The 23,652-nt window shown below is 56.8% G+C and carries 19 protein-coding genes; all 19 read left to right on the plus strand.

The genetic code is table 11. The features are described 5' to 3' along the window. Window positions 1-92 precede the first annotated feature (92 nt). Window positions 93-2,306, plus strand: a complete 2,214-nt coding sequence (locus tag BBKW_RS01425; protein ID WP_033500766.1) for a DUF2207 domain-containing protein — start codon at window positions 93-95, stop codon at window positions 2,304-2,306. A 98-nt stretch (window positions 2,307-2,404) separates the two neighbouring features. Beyond that, window positions 2,405-3,811 carry an ATP-binding protein gene (locus tag BBKW_RS01430; protein ID WP_033500767.1) on the plus strand — a complete coding sequence of 469 codons (1,407 nt, stop codon included), beginning with the start codon at window positions 2,405-2,407 and terminating at the stop codon, window positions 3,809-3,811. Between the two features lie 93 nt (window positions 3,812-3,904). Further along, window positions 3,905-4,768: an aldo/keto reductase gene (locus BBKW_RS01435; protein ID WP_033500768.1), complete on the plus strand. Its 864-nt coding sequence runs from the start codon at window positions 3,905-3,907 to the stop codon at window positions 4,766-4,768. Window positions 4,769-4,930: 162 nt separating this feature from the next. Further along, window positions 4,931-6,469, plus strand: a complete 1,539-nt coding sequence (locus BBKW_RS01440; RefSeq protein WP_033500769.1) for a peptidase U32 family protein — start codon at window positions 4,931-4,933, stop codon at window positions 6,467-6,469. Between the two features lie 83 nt (window positions 6,470-6,552). Then, window positions 6,553-7,569, plus strand: coding sequence for a purine nucleoside phosphorylase YfiH/LACC1 family protein (locus BBKW_RS01445; RefSeq protein WP_033500770.1), 1,017 nt, complete (start codon window positions 6,553-6,555; stop codon window positions 7,567-7,569). A gap of 87 nt (window positions 7,570-7,656) precedes the next feature. Further along, window positions 7,657-8,484 carry an IspD/TarI family cytidylyltransferase gene (locus BBKW_RS01450; RefSeq protein WP_033500771.1) on the plus strand — a complete coding sequence of 276 codons (828 nt, stop codon included), beginning with the start codon at window positions 7,657-7,659 and terminating at the stop codon, window positions 8,482-8,484. A 42-nt stretch (window positions 8,485-8,526) separates the two neighbouring features. Next, window positions 8,527-9,216 carry a pyroglutamyl-peptidase I gene (locus BBKW_RS01455; protein ID WP_033500772.1) on the plus strand — a complete coding sequence of 230 codons (690 nt, stop codon included), beginning with the start codon at window positions 8,527-8,529 and terminating at the stop codon, window positions 9,214-9,216. Window positions 9,217-9,364: 148 nt separating this feature from the next. Continuing rightward, window positions 9,365-10,843 carry a coiled-coil domain-containing protein gene (locus BBKW_RS01460; RefSeq protein WP_048349492.1) on the plus strand — a complete coding sequence of 493 codons (1,479 nt, stop codon included), beginning with the start codon at window positions 9,365-9,367 and terminating at the stop codon, window positions 10,841-10,843. Continuing rightward, window positions 10,836-12,176: a C1 family peptidase gene (locus tag BBKW_RS01465; protein ID WP_033500774.1), complete on the plus strand. Its 1,341-nt coding sequence runs from the start codon at window positions 10,836-10,838 to the stop codon at window positions 12,174-12,176. The genes BBKW_RS01460 and BBKW_RS01465 overlap by 8 nt, the downstream gene beginning before the upstream one ends. 176 nt (window positions 12,177-12,352) lie before the next feature. Continuing rightward, entirely contained in the window at window positions 12,353-13,486 is a 1,134-nt protein-coding gene (locus tag BBKW_RS01470) for a 3-deoxy-7-phosphoheptulonate synthase (protein ID WP_033500775.1), read from the plus strand. Between the two features lie 146 nt (window positions 13,487-13,632). Beyond that, window positions 13,633-14,817 carry a 3-deoxy-7-phosphoheptulonate synthase gene (locus tag BBKW_RS01475; RefSeq protein WP_033500776.1) on the plus strand — a complete coding sequence of 395 codons (1,185 nt, stop codon included), beginning with the start codon at window positions 13,633-13,635 and terminating at the stop codon, window positions 14,815-14,817. A 59-nt stretch (window positions 14,818-14,876) separates the two neighbouring features. Beyond that, complete coding sequence (gene mtnN / locus BBKW_RS01480; RefSeq protein ID WP_033500817.1) at window positions 14,877-15,584, plus strand: 5'-methylthioadenosine/S-adenosylhomocysteine nucleosidase; 708 nt, start codon at window positions 14,877-14,879, stop codon at window positions 15,582-15,584. Window positions 15,585-15,766: 182 nt separating this feature from the next. Then, entirely contained in the window at window positions 15,767-17,125 is a 1,359-nt protein-coding gene (locus tag BBKW_RS01485) for a sensor histidine kinase (RefSeq protein ID WP_033500777.1), read from the plus strand. 82 nt (window positions 17,126-17,207) lie between these two features. Beyond that, window positions 17,208-17,912 carry a response regulator transcription factor gene (locus tag BBKW_RS01490; protein WP_004220077.1) on the plus strand — a complete coding sequence of 235 codons (705 nt, stop codon included), beginning with the start codon at window positions 17,208-17,210 and terminating at the stop codon, window positions 17,910-17,912. 321 nt (window positions 17,913-18,233) lie between these two features. Next, a complete protein-coding gene (gene pstS / locus BBKW_RS01495) occupies window positions 18,234-19,364 on the plus strand; it encodes a phosphate ABC transporter substrate-binding protein PstS (protein ID WP_033500778.1) in 1,131 nt (376 codons plus the stop codon). A 200-nt stretch (window positions 19,365-19,564) separates the two neighbouring features. Then, window positions 19,565-20,518 carry a phosphate ABC transporter permease subunit PstC gene (pstC, locus tag BBKW_RS01500; RefSeq protein WP_033500779.1) on the plus strand — a complete coding sequence of 318 codons (954 nt, stop codon included), beginning with the start codon at window positions 19,565-19,567 and terminating at the stop codon, window positions 20,516-20,518. Then, on the plus strand, window positions 20,518-21,513 hold the full coding sequence (gene pstA, locus BBKW_RS01505) for a phosphate ABC transporter permease PstA (RefSeq protein ID WP_004220070.1): 996 nt from the start codon (window positions 20,518-20,520) through the stop codon (window positions 21,511-21,513). Before pstC ends, pstA begins: the two co-directional genes overlap by 1 nt. Window positions 21,514-21,554: 41 nt before the next feature. Then, entirely contained in the window at window positions 21,555-22,334 is a 780-nt protein-coding gene (gene pstB / locus BBKW_RS01510; RefSeq protein WP_003836065.1) for a phosphate ABC transporter ATP-binding protein PstB, read from the plus strand. 381 nt (window positions 22,335-22,715) lie between these two features. Further along, complete coding sequence (locus BBKW_RS01515) at window positions 22,716-23,609, plus strand: metal ABC transporter solute-binding protein, Zn/Mn family (RefSeq protein ID WP_033500780.1); 894 nt, start codon at window positions 22,716-22,718, stop codon at window positions 23,607-23,609. The last annotated feature ends 43 nt before the right edge of the window (window positions 23,610-23,652 follow it).

The raw sequence follows: 23,652 nt of genomic DNA on the forward strand, positions 1-23,652 counted from the left end.
CCGATAACGATGGGGCTTTACTGTTCAATTCGGCTGGTACGGCCATCTGTTGTACGGCCATGTGAGGGAAGAAGAAGCGAGAAAGAGGGATTATGGCGGCCAAACAGCATGCGTCACGAGCGGTGCGCAGCTTCGGTATTGCAATCGTTGTTACCGTTGGTATTGTAGCGGCCTTGCTGCTGTTCATGGCATCGGATGACGGCGGGGCCGATCTGAGCTACAAAACGCTCGACTATGATGTGCAGGTGCAGAGCAATGGCGATTTGAAGGTCACCCAGCATATCGACATGAAACTCGCCGACCGCAGCGACGACGACGGCGATCATCCATGGAAGCAGCTGTATCAACAGTACACGTTGAAGGAAAGCGATCTGACTAATATCACCGATATCAGCGTGCGCAATGCAACAACGGGGGAAGCCTACCAGCAGGGCGATATCGCAATCCCAAGCAGCTACAGCACCGACGAATGGAATCGAGAACATGCGAAGCAGTGGTATATCGCCGATGTCTCGCAAGGCGACAGCAATCCGCAGCCGTTCGATCCCGCAAAAGACGGTCTTGTTTCCGGCAATACCGACGATCGTTCCAAGAAGATCGAAATCGGGTGGAACATTCCCTCCATCACATCGGCAAGCAGCCTAAAATTCGACGTGACCATGACCATGCAGGGCGTGACCACCGCCTATCAAGACATGGCCACGTTCCAGTGGGAGCCGCTCGGCGTGAGCAATCAGATTCCCATCGGCAAAGTCACCGGCACCGTCACCTTCCCCGAAGGCATTGACGCCGATAATTCGTGGGCTTGGCTGCATACGGAATGCACGTCGGAAACGGAGCGAGACAAGAACGGCTCGCTGAAATTTACCGTATATGACGTGCGTGCCGGCGACTATGTTGACGTGGTCGCCATGTTCGACGTTGGTGTGACCGGTGGCGTGCAACGCACCAGAGATACCACCATCAAAAACGGCATTATGAAAAGCGAAGCCAAGCAGGAACAGCAGTGGCGCGACCAACAGCGCAAACAAGCGCGCATCCGCCTGATCACATGGATCGCCATTGCAGTGGTCGGACTGGTCTTGTGTGTGATCGCCATCATCTTCGCGTTGCGCAGCTTCAACCGTTCGCAATATCATGGCGGCGTCGAGTATTGGCGCGACGAACCGGAAATGAGTCCTGCCAGCGCTGCGGAGCTGCTGCATATGGTCGACAACAAGCATTCGAACACGCTGACGAGCCGAAAAATGTCGGCTTCCGTGCTCTCGCTCGCTTCGCGTGGAGCAATCGCTATTTATCCGGGACCGGCCGCCATGTATCGGGGCATTGATATGAGCCAGGCGAACAATGCTGACATTGCACGGATGATCGCCAATGATCCCGCTCGAACCCGCGATGTGGGCAAAACCAGTACGGTGGTGATACTTCCCGTGGTATTTGACAACGTGCAATCGTTGCAGTTGCGCCCGAGCGAGCAGGCCGCGCTCGACTTGCTGGTGACGGCGTCTGAACGCATCGGCTCTCCGGTGTTCGATCTGGATCAGATGAACGAGAATTTCTCCGATTGGGAGAACGGCTACAAGCTTCAGGAGAAATTCACGAATACGTGCGACAACGAATTCGCCATGCTGGGCGCCACGTCGATATGTGGTGGGGGAGCGTTTGCCGCGGGCATCTGCGCTGTGACGCTGGCATTCCTGTCCATGCTGTATTTCGGAGCCATCGGCAATCTTGCGTTGTTCGCGGTGATTTCCGCGCCGATGATGTTTGCTTCCGTGTTCGCGTTGAGCTACCTCAGACTGAAGGGGCTTACCGACAATGGGCAGTATCTTGCTGGCCAGGTGCTCGGATTGAAGCATTATATGGAGGATTTCAGCGAATTCAAGGATCGCGGTGTGACGGATATGACGTTGTGGGGCCGGTATATGGTGTATGCCACTGCGTTCGGCATTTCCGAAAAGGCGATGAAGCAGCTGTTGAAGGCGTATCCGCAATTGGCTGATCCGCATTGGCTTGATGCCAACGCTGCCGATTCGTTGCTCTACTGGAGTTACCGTTCATGGTATTTCGACCATCGTTACGCCGGTCCTGCTTCGTTTGATACGAATTCGATGGATTTCTCGCAATTCAGCGCCAATTTTGGTGATATTGGCGCGCAGTTGGAATCAGGTTTCGCTGATATTCAATCGACGATTTCGGCGGCGTCGCCGTCCGGAAGTTTCGGTGGTTCCGGCGGCAGTTTCTCCGGTGGCGGTTTCGGCGGTTCGTCCGGCGGTTCCGGTAGCGGCAGTTTCGGCGGTCGCTGATCCACTGTGGTATGACGCATCGCAACACAATCCATCAAATCATGATTCATCAAATCGTAATTTGACAAATCATAATTTGTATAATTACGATTTGATGTATGACGTTTATAGGTAGACAAGATGAACTGGCGTTTCTGGAAGACTGCTATGCCAGCAACAAAGCGCAACTGGTAGTGCTGTATGGTCGTCGCAGAGTGGGAAAAACGGAACTGCTGGCGCAATTCGCGCGAAACAAGCAGCATGTGTTCTTCGCATCTCCATCGGCGACCAAAGATGAACAACTTGCTGCTTTCTCGCGTCAGATGTTCGAAGCGGGAGCACCGGCAGGCCGATATCTGCAACAGTATTCCGATTGGGAATCAGCGCTGGCTGACATAGTCAATCTTCCAACGCAAGACGGAAAACGCAGATTAATCATCATCGATGAATTCCCCTATCTTGCGAAAAGCGATTCCTCCTTGCCTTCCGTACTACAGAATCTTTGGGATCACACATTGAAGGATTCCAACGTCATGATGGTGCTGTGCGGCAGCTCCATGAGCTTCATCGAAAAAGAGATGCTTTCGGAAAAATCGCCATTATACGGGCGTGCCACCGGCATGCTGAAGCTCCTGCCGATGCCGTATTGGGATGCCGCGCAATTCTTCCCTGATTACAGTGCGCAAGACAATGCGCTCGTGTATGCCATACTCGGCGGAATTCCGCATTATCTGGCGCAATTCGATCCTAGCGAAAGCGTCGAAAACAATATTCGGCGGACGATCCTGCGCCGCGGCATGCCCTTGTACAGCGAAACGGAATTTTTGATGCATCAGGAATTCCGTGAGCCGGCAACCTACAACACTATTCTGCAGGCTGTGGCGTTGGGAGCCACCCAACTGAACGATATAGCCCAGCGAACCATGCTTTCCGGTTCGGCGGTGAGCACGTACCTCAAGAACCTTATGGAAGTGCATATTGTGGAGCGTGAGTTTCCAGTGGATGCTAAGCCTGTGGAGCAGTCCAAGGCCATGCGCGGACTCTACCAGGTGTCTGACAGTTTCTTCCGTTTTTGGTATGCGTTTGTAGGGTCGAACCGTTCGGAACTGGAAATAGGGGATGCGAAAGGTGTGTACGAATACGAGATAGCGCCATATTTGCATGATTTTGCGGCGGCTCCATTTGAGCGCATGTGCGCGGATTGGCTACGTCGAAAGAGCATGCAAGGCGAGCTTGGTTTCCGTGCGAGTCATGTTGGGCGTTGGTGGGATTCCACGCGTGAAATCGACGTTGTTGCCATCGACAAGACGAACGCACATGTGCTGGTCGGCGAATGCAAATTCCGCAACAAGCCCATGGATAACGCCATGCTTGAGTCATTGCGTAACAAATCGTTGGCGCTTAAGGGGGGCGATCGCGCGTACTATCTGTTCTCGTTAAACGGTTTCGATGGGGGAGTGCAAGCCGTAGCTGATCGCAATCCAAGCGTGAAACTCATCGGTATCGACGATTTGTACGACCTGTAGCGGAATGTCGGTTTAGCTGTGGGGCTGTTGATTGGGGTGACTGGTAAGGTTGCATTCGGAAAGACACTCTGTACGTTGTTGAAGGAGATCGGAATGGCTTTGTTCCGTAATCTTGGACCGTTCCACACCACGGCTATCGGTCATGGTGAAATGCCGTTGACCATTGAAAACAATCGTGGTCACGATGTCGGTATCGAAACATTGCACGCCTCGTTGGATGCCGGATGCCGTCACATCGACACCGCTTGGGCGTACTACACGCCGGGCGAAGAGGAACAGACCGGCGAAAAGCTGGTGCGTGAGGCGCTTGACTCGTGGAAGGGCCCGCGTGAGGAAGTCACCGTGGCCACCAAGGTGGGTTTGCGCCGCGCTTGGGAGGGTGACAAGCCGGTTTGGCCGCGTGACGGCAAGCCGGAGCATCTGATCGAATACGGCAAGCAGTCCGCGATGGCGCTTGGCGTTGACAGCATCGATCTGCTTTACCTGCACCGTCATGATCCGGAAGTGCCGTACAACGAGTCCTGCGAAGGCATCAAGGCGTTGCTCGATCAGGGCGTGGCCCAGTGGGCGGGTGTTTCCAACGTGAGCATCGAACAGCTGAAGATCGCGCAGGAGATCCTCGGCGACAAGCTTGTGGCCGTGCAGAACCAGTATTCCCCAATTCATCTGGACACCCAAGACACGCTTGACTATTGCGCCGAGCAGGGTCTGGCATTCGTGTGCTGGAGTCCGTTGGGCGGCTACCGTCACCCGTACGACGAGCACCTGTTCGACCCATTCCGCGAGGTGGCCGAAGCCCGTGGCGTGAGCTACCAGCGTGTGGTGCTCGCATGGGAGCTGGCCAAGGGCGACCACATGTTCGTGATTCCTGGCGCCCACCGGCCGGAAACCATTCTCGATTCCCTCAAGGCCGACGAGCTCGAACTCACCGAAGCGGAGCTCGCCAAACTCGGCTGAGTGTCATATTCGCAACGATTTGCATCAAGGCGTCCGTCTCCACGATGGACGTCTTTGTTTTTCCGCATGTGTTTTTCCTCGTATGTATTTCCCGGATGCGGCAGAAGTGTCCCGTGAATAGTTGAGAATATAGAGCGGAAAAATCGAGTAAGAGGAACAAGCGTGCAAAGAAGAAATAAGCCTGAAGTATTGGCTCCCGCGGGCAATCTGCGAGGACTGAAAACCGCCGTCGATTACGGTGCGGACGCCGTCTACTGCGGAGGCAAGGCGTTCGGCATGCGCTCGGCGCCGAAAAACCTGAGCTTGGAGGATTTCGAAGAAGGCTCCCGTTACGCGCATGAGCGTGGCGCCCGCGTGTATGTGACCTGCAATGTGCTTCCACGCAACAACGAAGTCGAAGCGATGCGCGAATACATCGGCCAGCTCAAAGACACTGGCGTGGACGCGCTGATCGTTTCCGACATTGGTGTGATGCTCATGGCCCGCGAAGTGGCGCCGAACCTGGAACTGCATGTGAGCACGCAGGCGGGAGTTACCAACTATCAGGCAGCGAACGCCTTCTACCAGTTGGGTGCACGCCGTGTGGTGCTCGCCCGCGAAATGGATCTGCAGGCCGTGCGAGACATTCGCGCACGCATCCCCGACGATCTTGACATCGAATGCTTCGTGCATGGCGCGATGTGCATGGCGTTCTCCGGTCGTTGTCTGTTTTCCAATTATCTGACCGGACGTGACGGCAATCATGGCGAATGCGCTCAACCGTGCCGCTGGAAGTATTCCATAGTCGAAGAAAAGCGCCCCGGTCAGTATTTTCCGATAGAACAGACTAAGGAAGGCGCATATCTGTTCAATTCGCAGGATATGAACATGCTTGCGCATATCGACGATCTGCTTGATTCGGGCGCTACCAGTCTGAAAATCGAAGGTCGTTCCAAGAGCGCCTACTATATTGCGGCGATGACGAACGCTTACAAGACCGCTGTTGACGCATACATGGTGCAACGCGGTTTTGAAGACGAGGATGGCACTGTGCTGAAGCCGTTCCACGATCGTGTGATTCGTCCGTCCGATCCGGATTACGGCAAGCCGGAAACCACTGATTCGATTATGGAACATGCGGATGGCGCGTTCGCGGGAAAGCCGGATATTGCAGCCGTTCCCGTCGCTTCTGCCGGCGAACCGGATGATCTGAGCTACCATGCCCGCAGCACAAGGCGTAAGTCGAACACGGCTGCCGAAATCCTGCCGGAAGGCTGGTATCACGCCGGCGTGCGCCCCGCGGAGCATGTGTCGCTGCCTGACTGGCTGCTGGACGAGCCAGACAAGGTGGCGCACCGCGACTATTCCACCGGCTTCTACTATCCGGAGCATAAAGTGCAGCAAAGCACCGATCGTTCCGCGTATTTCCGCGCATGGCTGGTGGTCGGCGAAGTGCTTTCGTGGAGTCCGGAAGACGGCGGTCGCGTGACCATTATGAGCCGCAACAAGATCGAAGCCGGTCAAGAGGTTGAATTCGTGCTTCCGGGCGCGGCTCCGCTCGCCTATACCGTTCCGGCTGGCGGATTCCGCGACGCCGATGGGCATTGGGTCGAAGCCATCAACAATCCGGCGCATGTGTTCTCCATGCCATGCCCGCAGGAAGTGCCGGTGAACGCGGCCATCCGATCGCGCACCAAAAAGCCGACGCTCAAAGCGGAATAATTGCGAAAAACATCGTACAGGTGTAGAAAATCAGCAGAAATTAGTTGAAATAATCGTAGAACAATCAAGGAAAACAGAACAATATGACTGACAGGCAGTATGACGACGCGATTCTTGACAGCAACGCGATCGCCCCGACCGACGTGGACGGCAATCCGATTCCGGTGACCATTCCGATCATGCTTGCGCCGGGCGTCAAAGTCGTATACACCACGCGACTTGGCGGCACCAGCGAAGGAGACTATGCGCACTGCAATCTCGGGGGTAAAACCGGCGATGATCCGAACCATGTGCTCGCCAATCGTGTGGCGCTCTCCAACGCCATCGATGCGAAACTGAGCCTGGTCAGCCAGGTGCATTCCGGCGTTGCCGTCGATGTGGACGAATCGTTCGTAATGAACCGTCCGTTTGGTTTCGACGTGTCCGGCAGCAAGGGCGAAACCGCGCAGCAGGTGGGCGAATCCGCGGATGAGCCGGCAGTGGTCGAGGCCGACGGCCAGGTGACCGCGCAGAAGAACGTGGCGCTCGGCATGTTCGCGGCCGACTGCCTGCCGGTGCTCATGGCCGATGCGGAAGCCGGTGTGATCGGCGCCGCGCATTGCGGTCGCCGTGGCCTGCAGAACGGTGTGATCGGCGCCACCGTCGAAAAGATGGTGGCCAAGGGAGCCAAGCCGGAACGTATTGTCGCCACGCTCGGCCCGTGCATCTGCGGCGACTGCTACGAGGTTGGCGGAGACATCGCCGACGAATTCGACGCGCAGTTCCCTGGAACCTTCACACTGAGCCGTTTCGGACAGCCGGGCATCGATATTGCGGCCGCCGCGCTGCAGGAGCTTGCCAAAACCGGTGTTCCGGCTGATAACGTCGTTTCCTCCCGCGCCCGCGTCAACGCAGCCACCCAGTATCTTTCCGAAGACGAGGAATTGGCGGAAATCTGCCAGACCGATGGCGAAGGCGAACCGCAGCTTGCGGAACGTTTCAAGAAAATCCGCCGTAGTCTGTGCACGCTGGAAAATCCGCTCTGGTTCTCGCATCGCCGTGCCACCATCGCAGGCAAAGCGCACGAAGGCCGTATGCTTGCGCTGATCGTACGCGAATAGTTGGAGAGCGGCGCGCTGTTGCGGATTGCGTGCAGAACGTAAGGCAAAGCGCGTTGCAAACCGATTCGGGGGTTTACGGTGGGACGTATGAGTGAGAGAGAGCAGATGCAGGAACAGAAGATGCCGGTTGTGGCCGTGGTGTTGGCGGCCGGTTTCGGCACGCGATTCGATGAGAACAATCCCAAGCAGTTGGTTTCGGTGGGGGATAAGCCAATCGTCTGCTGGAGCATCGAGGCGTTCGAGTGCAACGATCGCGTGAGCGACATCATCGTCGTGGTCAACGAGCGTGTCAGCAATATGGTGAACATGCTGATCGACGAAGCCGGTTATACCAAGGTGCGTGCCGTGATTCCGGGTGGCTCCGAGCGTGTGGACAGCACCCGCGCCGCGCTTGACCTGCTCAAGCAGGCGGGCATTCCCGATGGCGCGAAAATCCTCATCCACGATTCCGTGCGACCGTTCGTTGAACAGCAATCCATCGACGGCTGCATCGACAGTCTCGACCAGTTCAACGCGGCGACCGTGGCATACGCGTCCACCGACACGATTCTGCTGACCGAAGATCTTGGAGAGCGCAAGGTGGTGCGCTCCGTGCCCGATCGTACGAACGCATTCCGCGCGCAAACCCCGCAGGCCTTCCGTTTCGGCACTATCACCAAAGCCTACGAGCTCGCCACCGCCGACCCTGACTTCCACCCGACCGACGACACCCGCGTGGTGGTGGACTATCTGCCGAACGAGCCGGTCGCCATTGTCGCCGGATCCGAAACGAATCTCAAAATCACCACACAGGCCGACATGCCGATCGCCGAGAACATCGCGCGCAGCCTCGACCCGGAACACGCCAAACAAGAAGCGAAAGCGAGCATGCACGCGGTGTTCGCTGAAGCGTTTTCGCAAATGCATAAGCATTGATCGTAAACGAACCTACCTTTTCGACCACGTACACTGGAACACATGCAGCAGATCAACATCGTCATCTCAGGTTTCACCCCGTACGACGGCATCGACGTAAATCCAGCCGTACTCGTTCCCGAGGCGCTCGCCGAATATTGGAATGATCCATCTCAATCCGTGGCGTTGTCTGACGATCTTCTGCAGGATGTTTCCATTAGCGTGACGACGGTGACGCTTCCGGTCAGTTTCGCCAATGCCTGGCCCATGTTGCTGGATGCCATCGAACAGGCGAATCCCGATATTGTCATCGCCACCGGTTTGAAGCGGTCCGCCCGCGGCGTGCTGCTGGAGCGATGCGCCACGAATCTGATGGATGCGGCCAAGCCTGACGCCGACAATGTGATTCCGCCGCGCCGTCCGATCAATCCAGAAGGTCCGGCAGCATATTGGACACGCTTGCCGTTGCGTTCGATTCTGCGCGATTTCGCCAAACATGAGATTCCCGCCGCGTTGAGTTCGGATGCGGGCACGTTCGTCTGCAATTCGCTGTTCTACCATCTACTCGACTGGTCTGCCGCGCAGGAAAAGCGCATTCTGTCGGGTTTCGTAAGCCTGCCGATCGTCAACGAGCAGCCACATCCGCAACATGGACTGTCGATCGCGCAGCAAATCGCCGCAGGTAACGATGTGATCCGCGAATCGGTGCGTTATTATCTGCAGCCGTCCTCAAGTGAGATTCTGCTCGGCTGAACGGCGTCGGCGTTTCCTCGAACGATTTCTGTGCTCTCTGTGAGAATTATGCGACTGCCGTGTGCCGAACGTTTTTCCTGCGCTAAAGTTCAAGACGGATAGGCGCGGGCAAGATGCGCGATGGAAGGGAATTCGTGAAAGGAATACCATGGTTGAGCAGTTCCCAATCGTGTTGAGGGGGTACGACAAGGAAAGGGTCGATGAAGCGTTCGCTTCGGCTCAGGAGACGGTGGACCGTCTGCGTGAGCAGGTCAAGGCCGACGATCAGACCATCCTTGAACTGCAGGCACAGCTGCAGGAAGAGAAAAACAAGAAAGCCAACCCGAATTCGTTCGCATCTCTGGGCGCCAACGCGCAGCAGATGCTCGCCAGCGCGGAACAGACCAGCGCCGAGCTGCTTGACCGTGCCAAGAAAGACGCTTCCGCGGCACGCGCCACGGTGCAGCTTCAGGCCGAAACCCTGCTGAACAACGCCAAGCTCGACGCCAAGCGTATTCTCGACGAGGCCAAGGCCAAGGCTGAAGCGGTGCTGTCGAAGGCCAATAATGATGCCGGCACGCTGAAGTCCAACGCCCAGCGCGAAGCGGACCAGCTGCGTGGCGAAGCACAGAAGGCCGTGGTGGCGCAACGTCAGACCGTTGATCTGGAATTGACCAACTCCCGTGAGGAGCACGACAAGCGTCTCGCATCGGAGCGCGCCACGCAGGAGCGTGAGCTCTCCGATATGCGCGCCGAAGCCACCGAGCAGATCGCGGCGCAGCGCAAGAACGCCAATGACGAGATTAACCGCATGAAAAGCGAGACCAACGACCAGATCGAATCCGCGTTGGCCGAAGCCAACAAGAAGCTGGCCGACGTGCGTGAGCAGGTGTCCAAGATGATGACGGACGCGCAGCGCCGTGCCTCGGAAATCACGGATACCGCCAAAGCCAAGGCACAGGAGATCACCGACGAGGCCGAAGTGCATCGCACCAAGACCATCAGCCAGGTCAATGCCGAGGTGGAGCAGATCCGCGCCGACATTTCCGCCCAACAGGATGAGGCTACGAAGAAGGTCAACGAGCTGCTCGCCGACCTGAACGAACGCCGTGAAACCGCCAAGAAGCAGTCCGAAGAGCTGATTTCCGAAGCACAGCATACGCGCGATGAGGCCGAGGCATACGCTTCCGACAAGCGTGAGGCAGCCGACAAGCAGGCTGCCAGCATTCTCAAGCAGGCCGCCGAAGAGGCCGACGAGCAGATCAACGAGCGTCGTGAGGCAGCCAAGAGCGAGCTTGAAGGTGTGCAGCAGCGCATCGCCGACCTGCAGACCCGTGAGGCGCAGATCACGCAGCGTGTCAGTGAACTGCGTGCCATGTTTGCCAACGCGTTCTCCGGTTTCGGTGCGAACGGCCTGTCCGTGGTCAATTCCATCGACGGCGAACAGTATGAGTCCGCAGCTGAAGCTGAAACTCCGGCGGAATCGCACGACGAGAGCGGCGAAACTGTTGCGGGCGAACCGGAAGTGACCTTCGACGAGGATGTTGTCTCCGACGAACAGCAGAATAATGACGACTTTGAAGAACCGTCCGAAGACGAGCAGTCTGACCAGGGCGAGGAAGCACAGGAGGAACAGAACAATGACTGACATCACGCCGTTGAGCGCTGATGCATTGGCAACGCTGGTTGAGGATTTCGAAGCCAGCGACCACAACCGTATGGCCATGAACGCGGTCACCGCGGCGGGCATCAACAAGGTGGCGCGCAACTATGACCGCGCCCGCCTGATGCAGCGCAGGTTTTCCACCATTGTCGACAATGGTACCGCCACCCATCAGGATCGTTCCGGCCGTTGCTGGCTGTTCAGCTCGCTGAACGTGGCCCGTTTCGTGGCCAAGAAGAACATGGGGCTGAAGGAATTCGAGTTCTCCCAGAACTATGCCATGTACTACGACAAGCTCGAGCGCGTCAACTACTTCCTGCAGGATGTGGCTGAACTGGTGAAGGCCGGCGAGCCGTCCGACTCCCGCCTGATCCAGCATCTGCTCGCCGACGTGATGGGCGACGGCGGTCAGTGGACCATGGCCATGAACGTATACAAGAAGTACGGTGCCGTTCCGAAGGATCTGTTCCCGGAAACCGAATCCTCCAAGAACACCGGCGAAATGAACGTGCAATTGCGTCGCCTGTTGCATACGGCCGTCGCGCACATGTATGCCGATCCGGCTTCGATCGAATCGGTGATCGCCGAAGCGACCGCCGCCGGCCACCGTATTCTGACGATTCACTTGGGCGAGCCGCCGAAGAGCTTCGACTGGGAGTGGACCGACAAGGACGGCGAGTTCCACCGCGATGGTGAGATCACGCCTGTGGAATTCTGGCAGAAGTACGTCGGTTCCGCCGATTTGGAAAGCTACGTGTGCCTGGTCGACGATCCTCGTCAGGAGCATGCGAAGGGCAAGAAGATCGGTATCGAGCACTTGGGTAATGTGGCCGGGGGAGACCCGACCGAATACCTGAACGTGCCGAACCAGTTCATGAAGGATTGCGTACGTCAGATTCTCGAAGAGCAGGGCATTCCAGTATGGTTCGGTGCCGACTGCCACCCGATGATGGATCGTGAAAACGGCGCTTGGGCCACTGATCTGTTCGAATACGGCAAGGTGTATGGTGTCGACTTCGATCTGAACAAGGAAGATCGCGTGCGTTTTGCCGATTCCGCGATGAACCACGCTATGGCGTTCGTTGGCGTGGACGTTGCCGAAGACGGCACGACCACCCGTCGTTGGCGTGTGGAGAACTCTTGGGGCGACAAGATCGCAGACAAGGGCTACTTCACCATGAGCGATGATTGGTTCACCGAATACGTGTACGAGGTTGCCGTGCCGAAGGCGCTGCTCCCTGCCGAATATCAGGCCGCTCTTGACGAACCTGCCACCATGCTCCCCGCATGGGATCCGATGGGCGCTCTGGCTGACTGATACGTAAACCGACAAGCCGATTGACGAATGCCGACTGCATGGGACTTCGCAAAAAGTCCAGCATGCAGTCGGCATTCGTGTTATTCCACTTTTATCCGTTAAGGTAACTTCGGTGATTATCATCCAAGCACAGTATGCATGAAGCAGGTATGCAGGTATAAGGAGGAGCAGAAGAGATGTCAGGTCTTCGCGGTCCAGATAGTTCGAGGGATGCACAATTGTTGGATAACGCTGTGTTTCCGGAGACCGTGGATGTCAATATTCGACAGTTGGACCCGATTCCCGCTCCTCGATATTTTCTGAAGGAAATCCCGCTTACCGATGAGATGAGCGATCTGGTGTTGAAGTCCCGTCAAGAAATCCGCGATGTGCTGAATGGCAAAGACGACCGTCTGCTTGCCATCGTCGGCCCCTGCTCGATTCATGATCCGAAAGCCGCGCACGAATACGCCGAAAAGCTCGCGGCCGTCAAAAAAGAGCTGGAAGACCGGCTGGTCATCGTGATGCGCGTGTATTTCGAAAAGCCGCGCACCACCATCGGTTGGAAGGGTCTGATCAACGATCCTGATCTCGACGGCCAGTTCAACATTCGCAAGGGCATGTGGCTCGCACGCAAGGTGCTGGCCGATGTGCTGGGTCTTGGACTCCCGGCAGCCACGGAATGGCTTGACCCGATTACCCCGCAGTACATCTGCGACCTGATCAGCTGGGGTGCGATCGGCGCTCGCAACACCGAAAGCCAAGTGCATCGCGAGCTCGCGTCGGGCATGTCGATGCCGATTGGGTTCAAGAACGCCACCGACGGTTCGGTCAAGCCGGCAGCAGACTCCTGCTTCGCGGCCGCCTTCGAGCATCATTTCCTGTCCATTAATCTTGACGGACGCGTGATTTCCGCCGAAACCAAGGGCAATTCCGATTGCCACCTGGTGTTGCGCGGTTCTTCGCACGGTCCGAACTACGACACCGAATCCGTGGCGAAAGCGTTGGCCGATCTGAAGGTTTCCAAGGCTTCCGGACCGAGCGAACACGGCATCGTCATCGACGCGGCGCACGGCAACTGTGGCAAGAACGAAGTGCGCGAAGCTGAAGTGGTCGAAAACATCGCATCCCGCATCGCAACAGGCGAACAGGGCATCAGCGGCATTATGATGGAAAGCTTCCTGAAAGCCGGCAATCAGAAGCCCGCTCCGCTCGACCAGCTGGAATACGGCAAGTCCATCACCGACGCTTGCGTGCCGTGGGAACGTACCGAACAGCTGCTGCACACGCTTGCCGAAGCGGTTGAAAGCCGCCGCAAACTTGCCGAATAATCGCAAATAAGCGTAAATAATCGTCAATAGAAAAACCGTGCAAAAACCGCGTAATCTGCGTGATCGCACGGTTTTTGCATTGTGATTGCTATTCTTGGGAAAGATAGTGATTTGGAAAGATAGTGATTTCCAAGGAGAGCAGTGAGATGCAGCAGCAGCTGAACACGCCTGAAGAGCTTCGTGCCATCCGTCAGGCCATGGATGAAGGTAAGAATCCGCTGGTGGTTACGGATGTGCCGCGATGGGAAGATCAGGTTGGCATCAGCCGCATCGTGAACCGCCGAGTGCTTGAATTTGAGGTGCTTCCCACACCGGCGCAGGTGTTGGGTGATCTGCCGCTCAGCGATCAGGCGCAGGAAATCGTCGCCTATTCTCGAGATGAGATTCGCGCCTGCCTATATGGTCAGGATGATCGATTGCTGGTGATTGTAGGCCCATGTTCCGTGCATGATCCTGCTGCAGCGCTCGATTATGCCCGTCGTTTGGCCGCGTTGAAAGACGAGTTGGGCGGCGAATTGCTGATTGTGATGCGCGTGTATTTCGAAAAGCCGCGTACCACAGTCGGCTGGAAAGGTCTGATTAACGATCCCGACATCGATGGCAGCTGCAATATCAAGAAGGGTTTGCTATTGGCCCGCCGTACACTGCTTGGCGTATTGGACGCCGGTTTGGCTGCGGCCACGGAATTCCTGGAACCAACCAGCCCGCAGTACATTTCCGACGCGGTCAGCTGGGGTGCGGTCGGCGCTCGCAACACCGAAAGCCAGGTGCACCGTCAGCTCGCTTCGGGCATGTCGATGCCGATCGGCTTCAAAAACGCCACCGATGGTTCCATCAAAGCGCCGACCGATTCATGTTTTGCTTCGGCGCAACAGCACACGTTCTTCGGCGTCGATCACATGGGCCGCGCAGCCGTAGTCAAAACGCTCGGCAACCCCGACTGCCATGTGGTGTTGCGCGGTTCGAGCAGCGGTCCGAACTATGACGCCGAATCCGTGGCGAACGCCATGAAGCTGATTCGTGAGAAAATGCCGGCAGAATCCGCGGCCGCGCACGGCCTGATCGTGGACTGTTCGCATGGAAATTCCGGCAAAGACGAGCATCGTCAGGCCGAAGTGGTGCGCAATATCGCAAGTCGCATCGCCGACGGTGAAGAGGGCATCACCGGCATTATGATGGAAAGCTTCATCGAGGGTGGCAGCCAAAAACCGGCACCGCTTGCCGAACTGACGTACGGTCAATCCATCACCGACAAATGCTTAAGCTGGCAGACCACGGAACAGCTGCTGCGCGAACTCGCGCAAGCCGTGGGCAAGCGCCGCTGGAAGTGAGCGAAGCGAAAATAAGCGAAACCGAGCAAAAGCGTGAAGCAATCGAAAGGAACGAACGCATGAGTACAATCGCCATCATCGGCGCCATGGACGAGGAAGTTGCCAATATCGCATCCGCATTGAGCGACATTACCGTAACGGAGGAAGCCGGCGTCAGCGTGACGCGCGGTACCATCGAAACCAACAAGGGCACGCGTGTCAACGTTGCTGCAACGGTTGGCGGCATGGGCACCGTCAATATCGCCGCCACCACGCAGCATCTCATCGACGCGGACCAGCCTGACGCCGTGATTTTCTCCGGCATCGCAGGCAATCTCAACACGCATCTGCACATCAACGACGTGGTGCTTGGCGGCACGCTGCGCTACCTCGACACCGACATGCGTCTCGTCGGCCAGTGGAAGCCAGGAACTGCGGACCAGCCGGTGGAGGAATTCCACTCCGACGACCGCCTGATCGAAGTTGCCGATAAGGTGCTGACCGATCTGAACGTGCATCACATTACCGGCATCATCGCCACCGGCAACTATTTCGTGGACGGTCCGAAGAAAGTGGAGCAGGTGATTCGCGAAACCGGCGCGGACGCGGTCGAAATGGAAGGCGCCGCGGTGGCACATATCGCGGCACGCAACGACCTGCCCGTGCTAGTCATTCGCGCGTTGAGCGACAATGCCGACACGGATTACGTGGAATTCAAGGAATTCGACATTTCAGAATATGCCGACACTGCGGCGAAAATCGCAGTGAATATCGTCAAGCGCATGTAAGCGCAGCACGGCCCGTCCAGCGCATCGATTGCTGGACGGGCCGTCTCATATTTCGGTATGGCGAATCTCATGAAAGTGAACTGCAGGGAAACTTCCGATGGCGTACGGGAATCGCGTACGGGAATCGCTTTCGGGAACCGCTACTGTTGAAGAAGAATGACGGATTATCGGAAGGTTAACGTATGACGCTGGAGCACGTGGCGATTGCGATTGCGATGGCGATGGCGATTGTGGTTGTCGCAGTGGTCGCCTTTCTGCTGGGGCGTGTCCGGGGCGTGCTGCTCGGGGAGGATGAGATCGACCCGAATGATCCAAGCCTGTTCGACGTGCAGAAGAACATGTCGCTGTTCGGTCCGCGCGTGCCTGTGCAGTCCACGGAACGCCAGCTTATTGCCGTTATGCCGGAGGCGTTGATCGTCGTCGATTCGCTGGCGTCGGTCAAATATGTGTCCCCGGGCGCGCAACGTTTCGGCATTGTTGAAGACCATGCGATGACGCTCGCCGAAATACGCGATATTCTGCGATTGGTGTCGACCGACGGCGTGGTGCGTGAGCGTGAATTGTCGATTCCGTTGGATCGCGCCGCTCGCGCCGCCGCAAAGAACACTGACGGCAAGGGCATTGAGGCAGGCAAGTTCCGCCCTTCCGACACGCTGTACCTGCATGTGCGCGTCGGCCAGATTTCCGATGATCTGTTTGCGATTTTCATTTCCGACATGAGCGAGCAGCGTCGTTTCGAAATCATGCGTCGTGATTTCGTGACCAATGTTTCGCACGAATTGAAAACTCCGGCAGGTGCGATTTCTCTGCTTGCCGAAACGATTGGCGATGCTGCAGACGATCCCGATATGGTGAAGTATTTCGCTGGTCGCGTGTCCAAGGAATCCGAACGATTGACGGAATTGGTGCATCGTCTGATCGACTTGCAGAAGGCGCAAAGCGCGGCTGCGGTGCTGAATGCGGAACGGCTTTCCGTGCTTGCTTTGGCACGCGAGGCGATTGTCGAAAACCAAGTGAATGCTGAATCGAAGCATATCAGCATGGTGCTTTCGCTGAATGGCAAGCAGAAGCTGGTGCACGTCGAGGGTGCCGAAAACGCTGTTGACCGGGATGACGTGTTCATCAACGCCGACCATGAAACCATCAAAACCGCGGTGAAGAACTTGGTGGAGAACGCCATCAACTATTCTCCGGAACACACCACCGTTGCGGTAGGTGTCGGCAGTGGCGATGGTAAGGTCTCGATTCGTGTCGTCGACCAGGGCATCGGCATTCCGGAATCCTCGTTGGATCGTATTTTCGAGCGATTCTACCGTGTCGATCCCGCGCGCTCCCGCGAAACAGGGGGTACAGGATTGGGTTTGGCCATTACCAAGCATTGCGTGCAGGATTGCGGAGGCACTATCGCCGTGTGGTCGCGTGAAGGGGAGGGGTCGACCTTCACCATCACCTTGCCCCAGGCGAAATCGGAGCAAGACGAGGAATCTGCGAAATCTGAAACCGCGGAAATTAGTGAATCAGCGCAGCTTCCAATCGAATAATTCAAGCAAAACGAATAATTCAAGCAAATAACCAAATCAATCAACGTTCCAATCAACAAGAGCACACAGAGGAGAAGCACCAATGACGCGCATTCTGATCGTCGAGGACGAGGAATCGTATCGAGAGCCGCTGGTCTACCAGCTCACCCGCGAAGGCTACGACGTGTCCGCCGCTGCCACCGGTGAGGAAGGATTGGAACTGTTCACCAAAGGAGGCATCGATCTGGTGCTGCTCGATCTGATGCTGCCCGGGCTTGACGGCACTGCGCTATGCCGCAGAATTCGTGAGCAAAGCCGTGTGCCGATCATCATGCTCACTGCGAAAAGCGCGGAAATCGACAAGGTGGTCGGTTTGGAAATCGGCGCGGACGACTACATCACCAAGCCGTACTCGTTCCGCGAGCTGCTGGCGCGGGTGCGTGCGGTGCTGCGACGCAACCAGATGGTGGCCGACGCGACGGAATCCTCCGACGACGATATTCCGCTGATTTGCGGCGACATTTCCATGAAGATCGGCCAGCATGAGGTGATGGTGCGCGGAGAGAACGTGTTCTTCCCGCTGAAGGAATTCGAGCTTCTCGAATATCTCATGCAGAACAAGGGCCGTGTGATGACTCGCCACCAGCTGATCGACCGTATCTGGGGGTCCGATTACGTTGGCGACACCAAAACGTTGGATGTGCACGTCAAGCGTGTTCGCTCCAAAATCGAGGAGGATCCGGCGCATCCGAAATATCTGACCACCGTGCGCGGTTTGGGATACAAAATCGACGTTCCTGCGGAATAAAGCGGAAATATCGCGATAGCTGGAAATATATAAGATAAAATATTGCGATTCCAGTAATCATCGTAATTTACCGAATAATTGATTATCGATTGATAACTGAATATAAGACCGTGGTATCACGGTAGTCGCCGAAGATCGGTGAATGGAAATGACGAAAACGTCCGAAGTGTCGTAGAGTGTTCATCTTCCGTTCACCGATTTTGGTTTTGCAGGACCAAAACCACCAATAGGCTTGACATTGTCATGAAGAACGATGGCGACAACAGAATATGAAATGTCAGAAACATACGCCATCAGAATGTTGACAGAGGGAAAAGAATAATGCGTAGTTCCATTCTCGTACGCTCCATTGCAGCTGTGTCCGGCATTGTGATGCTGGCTTCCGTCGCGGCTTGCGGCGACAACACTGCTTCCAACACTGATTCTTCGGCTAGCCCCGACACCAAGACCACCGAAACCGTGTCCGGCAACTTCTCCGGCGCTGGCGCTTCCTCCCAGCAGGCTGCTGTGGAAGCTTGGATCGCCGGCTTCCAGGGCACCAACCCGGATGCCAAGGTCGCTTACAACCCGTCTGGTTCCGGCGCTGGCGTTTCCACCTTCCTGACCGGCGCCACCGCATGGGCCGGCTCCGATGCCGCCCTGTCCAATGACGAGGTCGAGCAGTCCAAGAGCGTGTGCGCTTCCGGCAACGCCTTCGACATCCCGGTCTACGTCTCCCCGATCGCAGTGGTCTTCAACCTCAACGGTATCTCCGGCAAGGGTAAGACCCTGAACATGGACGCTGACACCATCGCCAAGATCTTCGACGGCAAGATCACCAAGTGGAACGATGACGCCATCAAGCAGCAGAACCCGAAGGTTGACCTGCCTGATCTCGACATCACCGTGGTGCACCGCTCCGACAAGTCCGGCACCACCAAGAACTTCCTGAGCTACGTCAAGGATGCCGCTGGCGACGCTTGGGGCTATGAGCTCGGCGAGAACTGGCCGAACGAGGTTGGCCAAGGCGCCAAGGGCACCTCCGGCGTGATCTCCACCGTGCAGCAGGCTGACGGCACCATCGGCTACGCCGATGCCTCCCAGGCTGGCGAGCTCGGCACCGTTGCAGTGAAGGTCGGCGACAATTACGTGCCGTTCTCCGCTGAGGCCGCCGCCAAGGTTGTGGATGCCTCCCCGCTCGACGAATCCGCCACCGGCGACAACCGTGTGGTCGTCAAGCTCGATCACAACACCACCGAGGCCGGCGCCTACCCGATCGTGCTTGTCTCCTACGACATCGCCTGCCCGGCATACAAGGATGCCAACACCGCCAAGTTCGTCAAGTCCTGGCTCACCTACGTGGTCAGCGACGAGGGCCAGCAGACCGCTGCCTCCGCTGCAGGCTCCGCTCCGCTGTCCGACACCATGCGCCAGAAGGTCCTCAAGTCCATCGACGCCATCGAAACCAAGTGAGCTTTGGTACAGTAAGCGATAAGCTCTCGGTGAACGGCAACTGACCGTCTGTTTCAGGCCGCAGCCGCAACATGAAAGCGGGTGCGGCCTGAAACGGTACTTGTAGGTGAAACGAAAAACGTAACCATCGAACGTCATCATCGCAAGTCATCGAACGTCATCGTAGACCTGTTCAAGCAATCGCAAGTTAAGGAGAACCCGTGAGTTCGCAAAGCAAAACGGCACAGCAGCCGGTGAGCGGCAAAAACGCGGACAAGGTGTTCAAGGGCGTGGCCTACGCCTGCGGCATCCTGATCCTCGTGGTGCTCGCCGCCGTCGCGCTGTTCCTGCTGTTCCGCGCATGGCCGTTGATCGGCGGCGATCAGCAGGCCAATAGCGAAACCATCAGCAACTTCACCGGCGGCAAGGCCTCCAGCTTCTGGGGCTACGTCGGACCGCTGCTGTTCGGCACCGTGCTGATCTCCGCGCTGGCACTGTTGATTTCCTTCTTCGTGTCGGTCGGCATCGCACTGTTCATCTCGCACTATGCGCCGAAGAAGCTCGCCACCGCCTTGAGCTATGTGGTCGATCTGCTTGCCGCAATCCCGTCTGTTATCTACGGTCTGTGGGGCGGCTTGGTGCTGGTGCCCGCCATCTACCCGTTCTGGAATTGGGTGGCCAAGTATCTTGGCTGGATTCCGCTGTTCGCAGGTCCTGCCGCCAATCCTTCCCGTACCGTCGCCACTGTGGCCGTGGTGCTCGCAGTCATGATTCTGCCGATCATCACCTCCATGTCCCGTGATATCTTCCTGCAGACCCCGCGCCTTCAGGAAGAGGCGGCGCTCGCCTTGGGTGCCACTCGTTGGGAAATGGTCAAGCTTGCGGTGCTGCCGTTCGGCAAGTCCGGTGTGGTGTCTGCTTCGATGTTGGGCTTGGGTCGTGCCCTTGGCGAAACCATGGCCGTGCTCATGATCCTGTCTCCGGGCCTCAACTACTCCATCAAGCTGCTGCAGGCCTCGCAGAATCAAACGATTGCAGCCAACATCGCCGCGCAGTATCCGGAAGCCAACGATCTCGGCGTGTCCGTGCTGATCGGCACCGGCCTGGTGCTGTTCCTCATTACTTTCGTGGTGAATTTCATCGCCCGTAAGCTTACCGAGAAAGCGAGTGCGTGATGACCGCAGTGAATAACAACGCTTCTCCGATGGACGGTGCCCCCGTCATCGATTTCGACAAGTTCAAGCCGACGCGTTCCTTTACCGCTGCACGTAAGCGCAAGGACCTCGCGATGCGCGTGCTGATCGCGCTTGCATTCATTGTGGCGCTGATTCCGCTGTTCTCGGTGCTGCTCACCACCATCGTCAACGGTGTCAAAAGGCTGAACCTCAACTTCCTGAGCTATAACATGACCGGCGTGGTCGGTGGCAATCCGACGCCGTCCGGTGGTTACGGCGGTATTCAGCACGCCATCATCGGTACGCTGGAAATCACGTTCGGCGCTATGGTCATTTCCATTCCAATCGGTCTGATGTGCGCCGTGTACTTGGTGGAATATTCCAACCGCGGCAAGCTGGCTCGCGTCATCACCCTGCTGGTCGACGTGATGAGCGGTATCCCATCCATCGTTGCCGGTTTGTTCGCATTCTCGATGTTCACGATTCTGATTGGACCTGGCACCATCAACGGTTTCGAAGGTTCCGTGGCACTGTCGCTGCTGATGCTGCCGACCGTGGTCAAGTCTTCTGAAGAAATGTTGAAGATCGTGCCTCACGATTTGCGTGAAGCGTCGTATGCTTTGGGCGTTACCAAGCAGCGCACAATTACGAAGATCGTGTTGCGTACCGCTTTGCCGGGCATTGTTTCCGGTGCGATTCTCGCCGTCGCCCGTGTGATTGGTGAAACCGCTCCGTTGCTGATGACCGCAGGCTACATCGCCTCCACGAACGTCAACCTCTTCTCCGGCCAGATGACCACCCTTCCGGTATACGTCTACCAGGAGTATTCCAAGCTCAACGCGAACTGCCCGGCTTCCGCCGACGCTTCCTGCGTGACCACCATCCCGATGGAACGCGCATGGGCCGCAGCTCTCGTGCTGATCCTCATCGTGCTTATCCTCAACCTTATCGGTCGGCTCGTGGCGAAGATCTTCGCTGTCAAGTCGGAACGATGAGCGGTAGTCTTACATACAGAAACAACATATAAGGAACCAAAATGGGACAACGTATTGATGTCAATCATCTGAACATCTACTACGGCGACTTCCTGGCCGTTGAAGATGTGAACATCAACATCGAAGCCAACAAGGTCACCGCTTTCATCGGACCTTCCGGCTGTGGCAAGTCCACGGTGCTGCGCACGCTCGACCGCATGCACGAGATTATTCCGGGCGCTCACTGCGAAGGCGAGGTGCTGCTGGAAGGCAAGAACCTGTACGACAAAGACATCGACCCGGTTGCCGTGCGTCGCGATGTCGGCATGGTGTTCCAGCGTGCGAACCCGTTCCCGACCATGTCTATCCGCGAGAACGTGCTCGCTGGTGTGAAGCTTAACAACCGCAAGATTTCGAAGTCCGATGCGGACGATCTGGTTGAGTGGGCTTTGCGTGGTGCCAACCTGTGGAACGAGGTCAAGGATCGTCTTGACAATCCGGGCATTGGCCTTTCCGGCGGTCAGCAGCAGCGTCTGTGCATCGCCCGCGCCGTGGCCGTACACCCGCAGGTACTGCTGATGGACGAGCCGTGCTCCGCTCTTGACCCGATTTCGACGCTGGCTGTCGAGGATCTGATCAACGAGCTGAAGAACGACTACACCATCGTGATCGTGACGCATAACATGCAGCAGGCCGCCCGTATCGCCGACTACACGGCCTTCTTCAACCTGAAGGCCGTCGGTCAGCCGGGTCACCTCGAGTACTTCACTGACACGACCACCATGTTCAACAACCCCCAGAACGAAGAAGCCGAGCGCTACGTATCGGGACGCTTTGGCTGATCGGCAAAGCCGATCTGCCAAAGCGTAGCGTCGGTCCAGGGCGATGCCGTTAAGCAAACAGTCCAGTGGACTGTTTGTAGGCGGCGCCGAGATGCGACAGTATCGAGGCAGGAAATATTGCCTTGCCTTGGCAAGGCTCCTTTTCCTGCGAGCCTGCACGCGGCTGATCGGCAAATCATCTCTTACTCCCGCTTGCGGTGGATTGTCGCACGAATGTGTGGTCGAAAGTGGTTGTTTCGCTAACCATTTCGATCTCATTCGTGGCGGCCGTTCTCCTGAGCGGGAGTTTTTTGTATGTGATGTCTGATCGCGACACGCTCTATTGATAATGATTCTCAATTAGGTTATGATGGCGTTATATCACGTTAGAGAGGATCTATCATGCACCGTATTACGAGAATTGCGATTGCCGCACTTGCTTCTGTAGGAATGCTTGCGTCGGTTGCTGCGTGTGGAAGCAGCCAATCAACATCCGAAAAAAACGGAACCATCGAAGTGGTCGCTTCCGTGAATCAGTGGGGTACCGTGGCGAAAACTCTGGGCGGCGACAACGTCAACGTAACCAGCATCATCAATTCCACCAATGTGGATGCGCATGATTACGAGCCGACCACGTCGGATATCGCCAAACTGCAGAAAGCGCAAGTCATCATCGTCAATGGAGCCGGCTACGACGCGTGGGCGGTCAAAGCGGCGCAAACCGCCAACGCAACCATCGTCAACGCCGCTGAAGTCGGCGGGGTGAACGACGGTGAGAATCCGCATGTCTGGTTCTCCGCTGATGTACGCAAGGCAGTGGCACAGGCGATCACCGAAGCGTACGAACAGGCCGACGCCGCGAAAAAGAACGATTTCGACAAGATGAATGACCAATGGACGGCTGAAGAAAACAACGTCGAAAGCAAAATCACCGAAGTGAAACAGAAAACGGATGGATTGGCGTACGCCGCAACGGAATCCGTGGCAAGCTATCTGGCGGAAGACATGGGGCTGACCGACGCAACGCCAAGCGGGTACGCGCGAGCCACCGCGAACGAAAGCGAGCCGACGCCAACGGATATCAAGCAGTTCACCGATGCGTTGAAGGCGGGCGAAATCAAACTGTTGGTGGTCAACACGCAAGAGGAAAGCGAGTTGACAGGCAAAATCACGGACGCTGCGAAATCCGTGGAAGTGCCCATGGTCGAACTGACCGAGCAAATGCCGGAACAATATGATTCCCTGACGGCGTGGATGGAAGGTCTTGTTGACGCCTTTTCGCAAGCCATTGCGTAAGTCAGTTACATAACAAGTAATACGAAAGCAAGCAAAACGGGAT

The organism is Bifidobacterium catenulatum subsp. kashiwanohense JCM 15439 = DSM 21854, assembly GCF_001042615.1.
Lineage (GTDB): Bacteria > Actinomycetota > Actinomycetes > Actinomycetales > Bifidobacteriaceae > Bifidobacterium > Bifidobacterium catenulatum.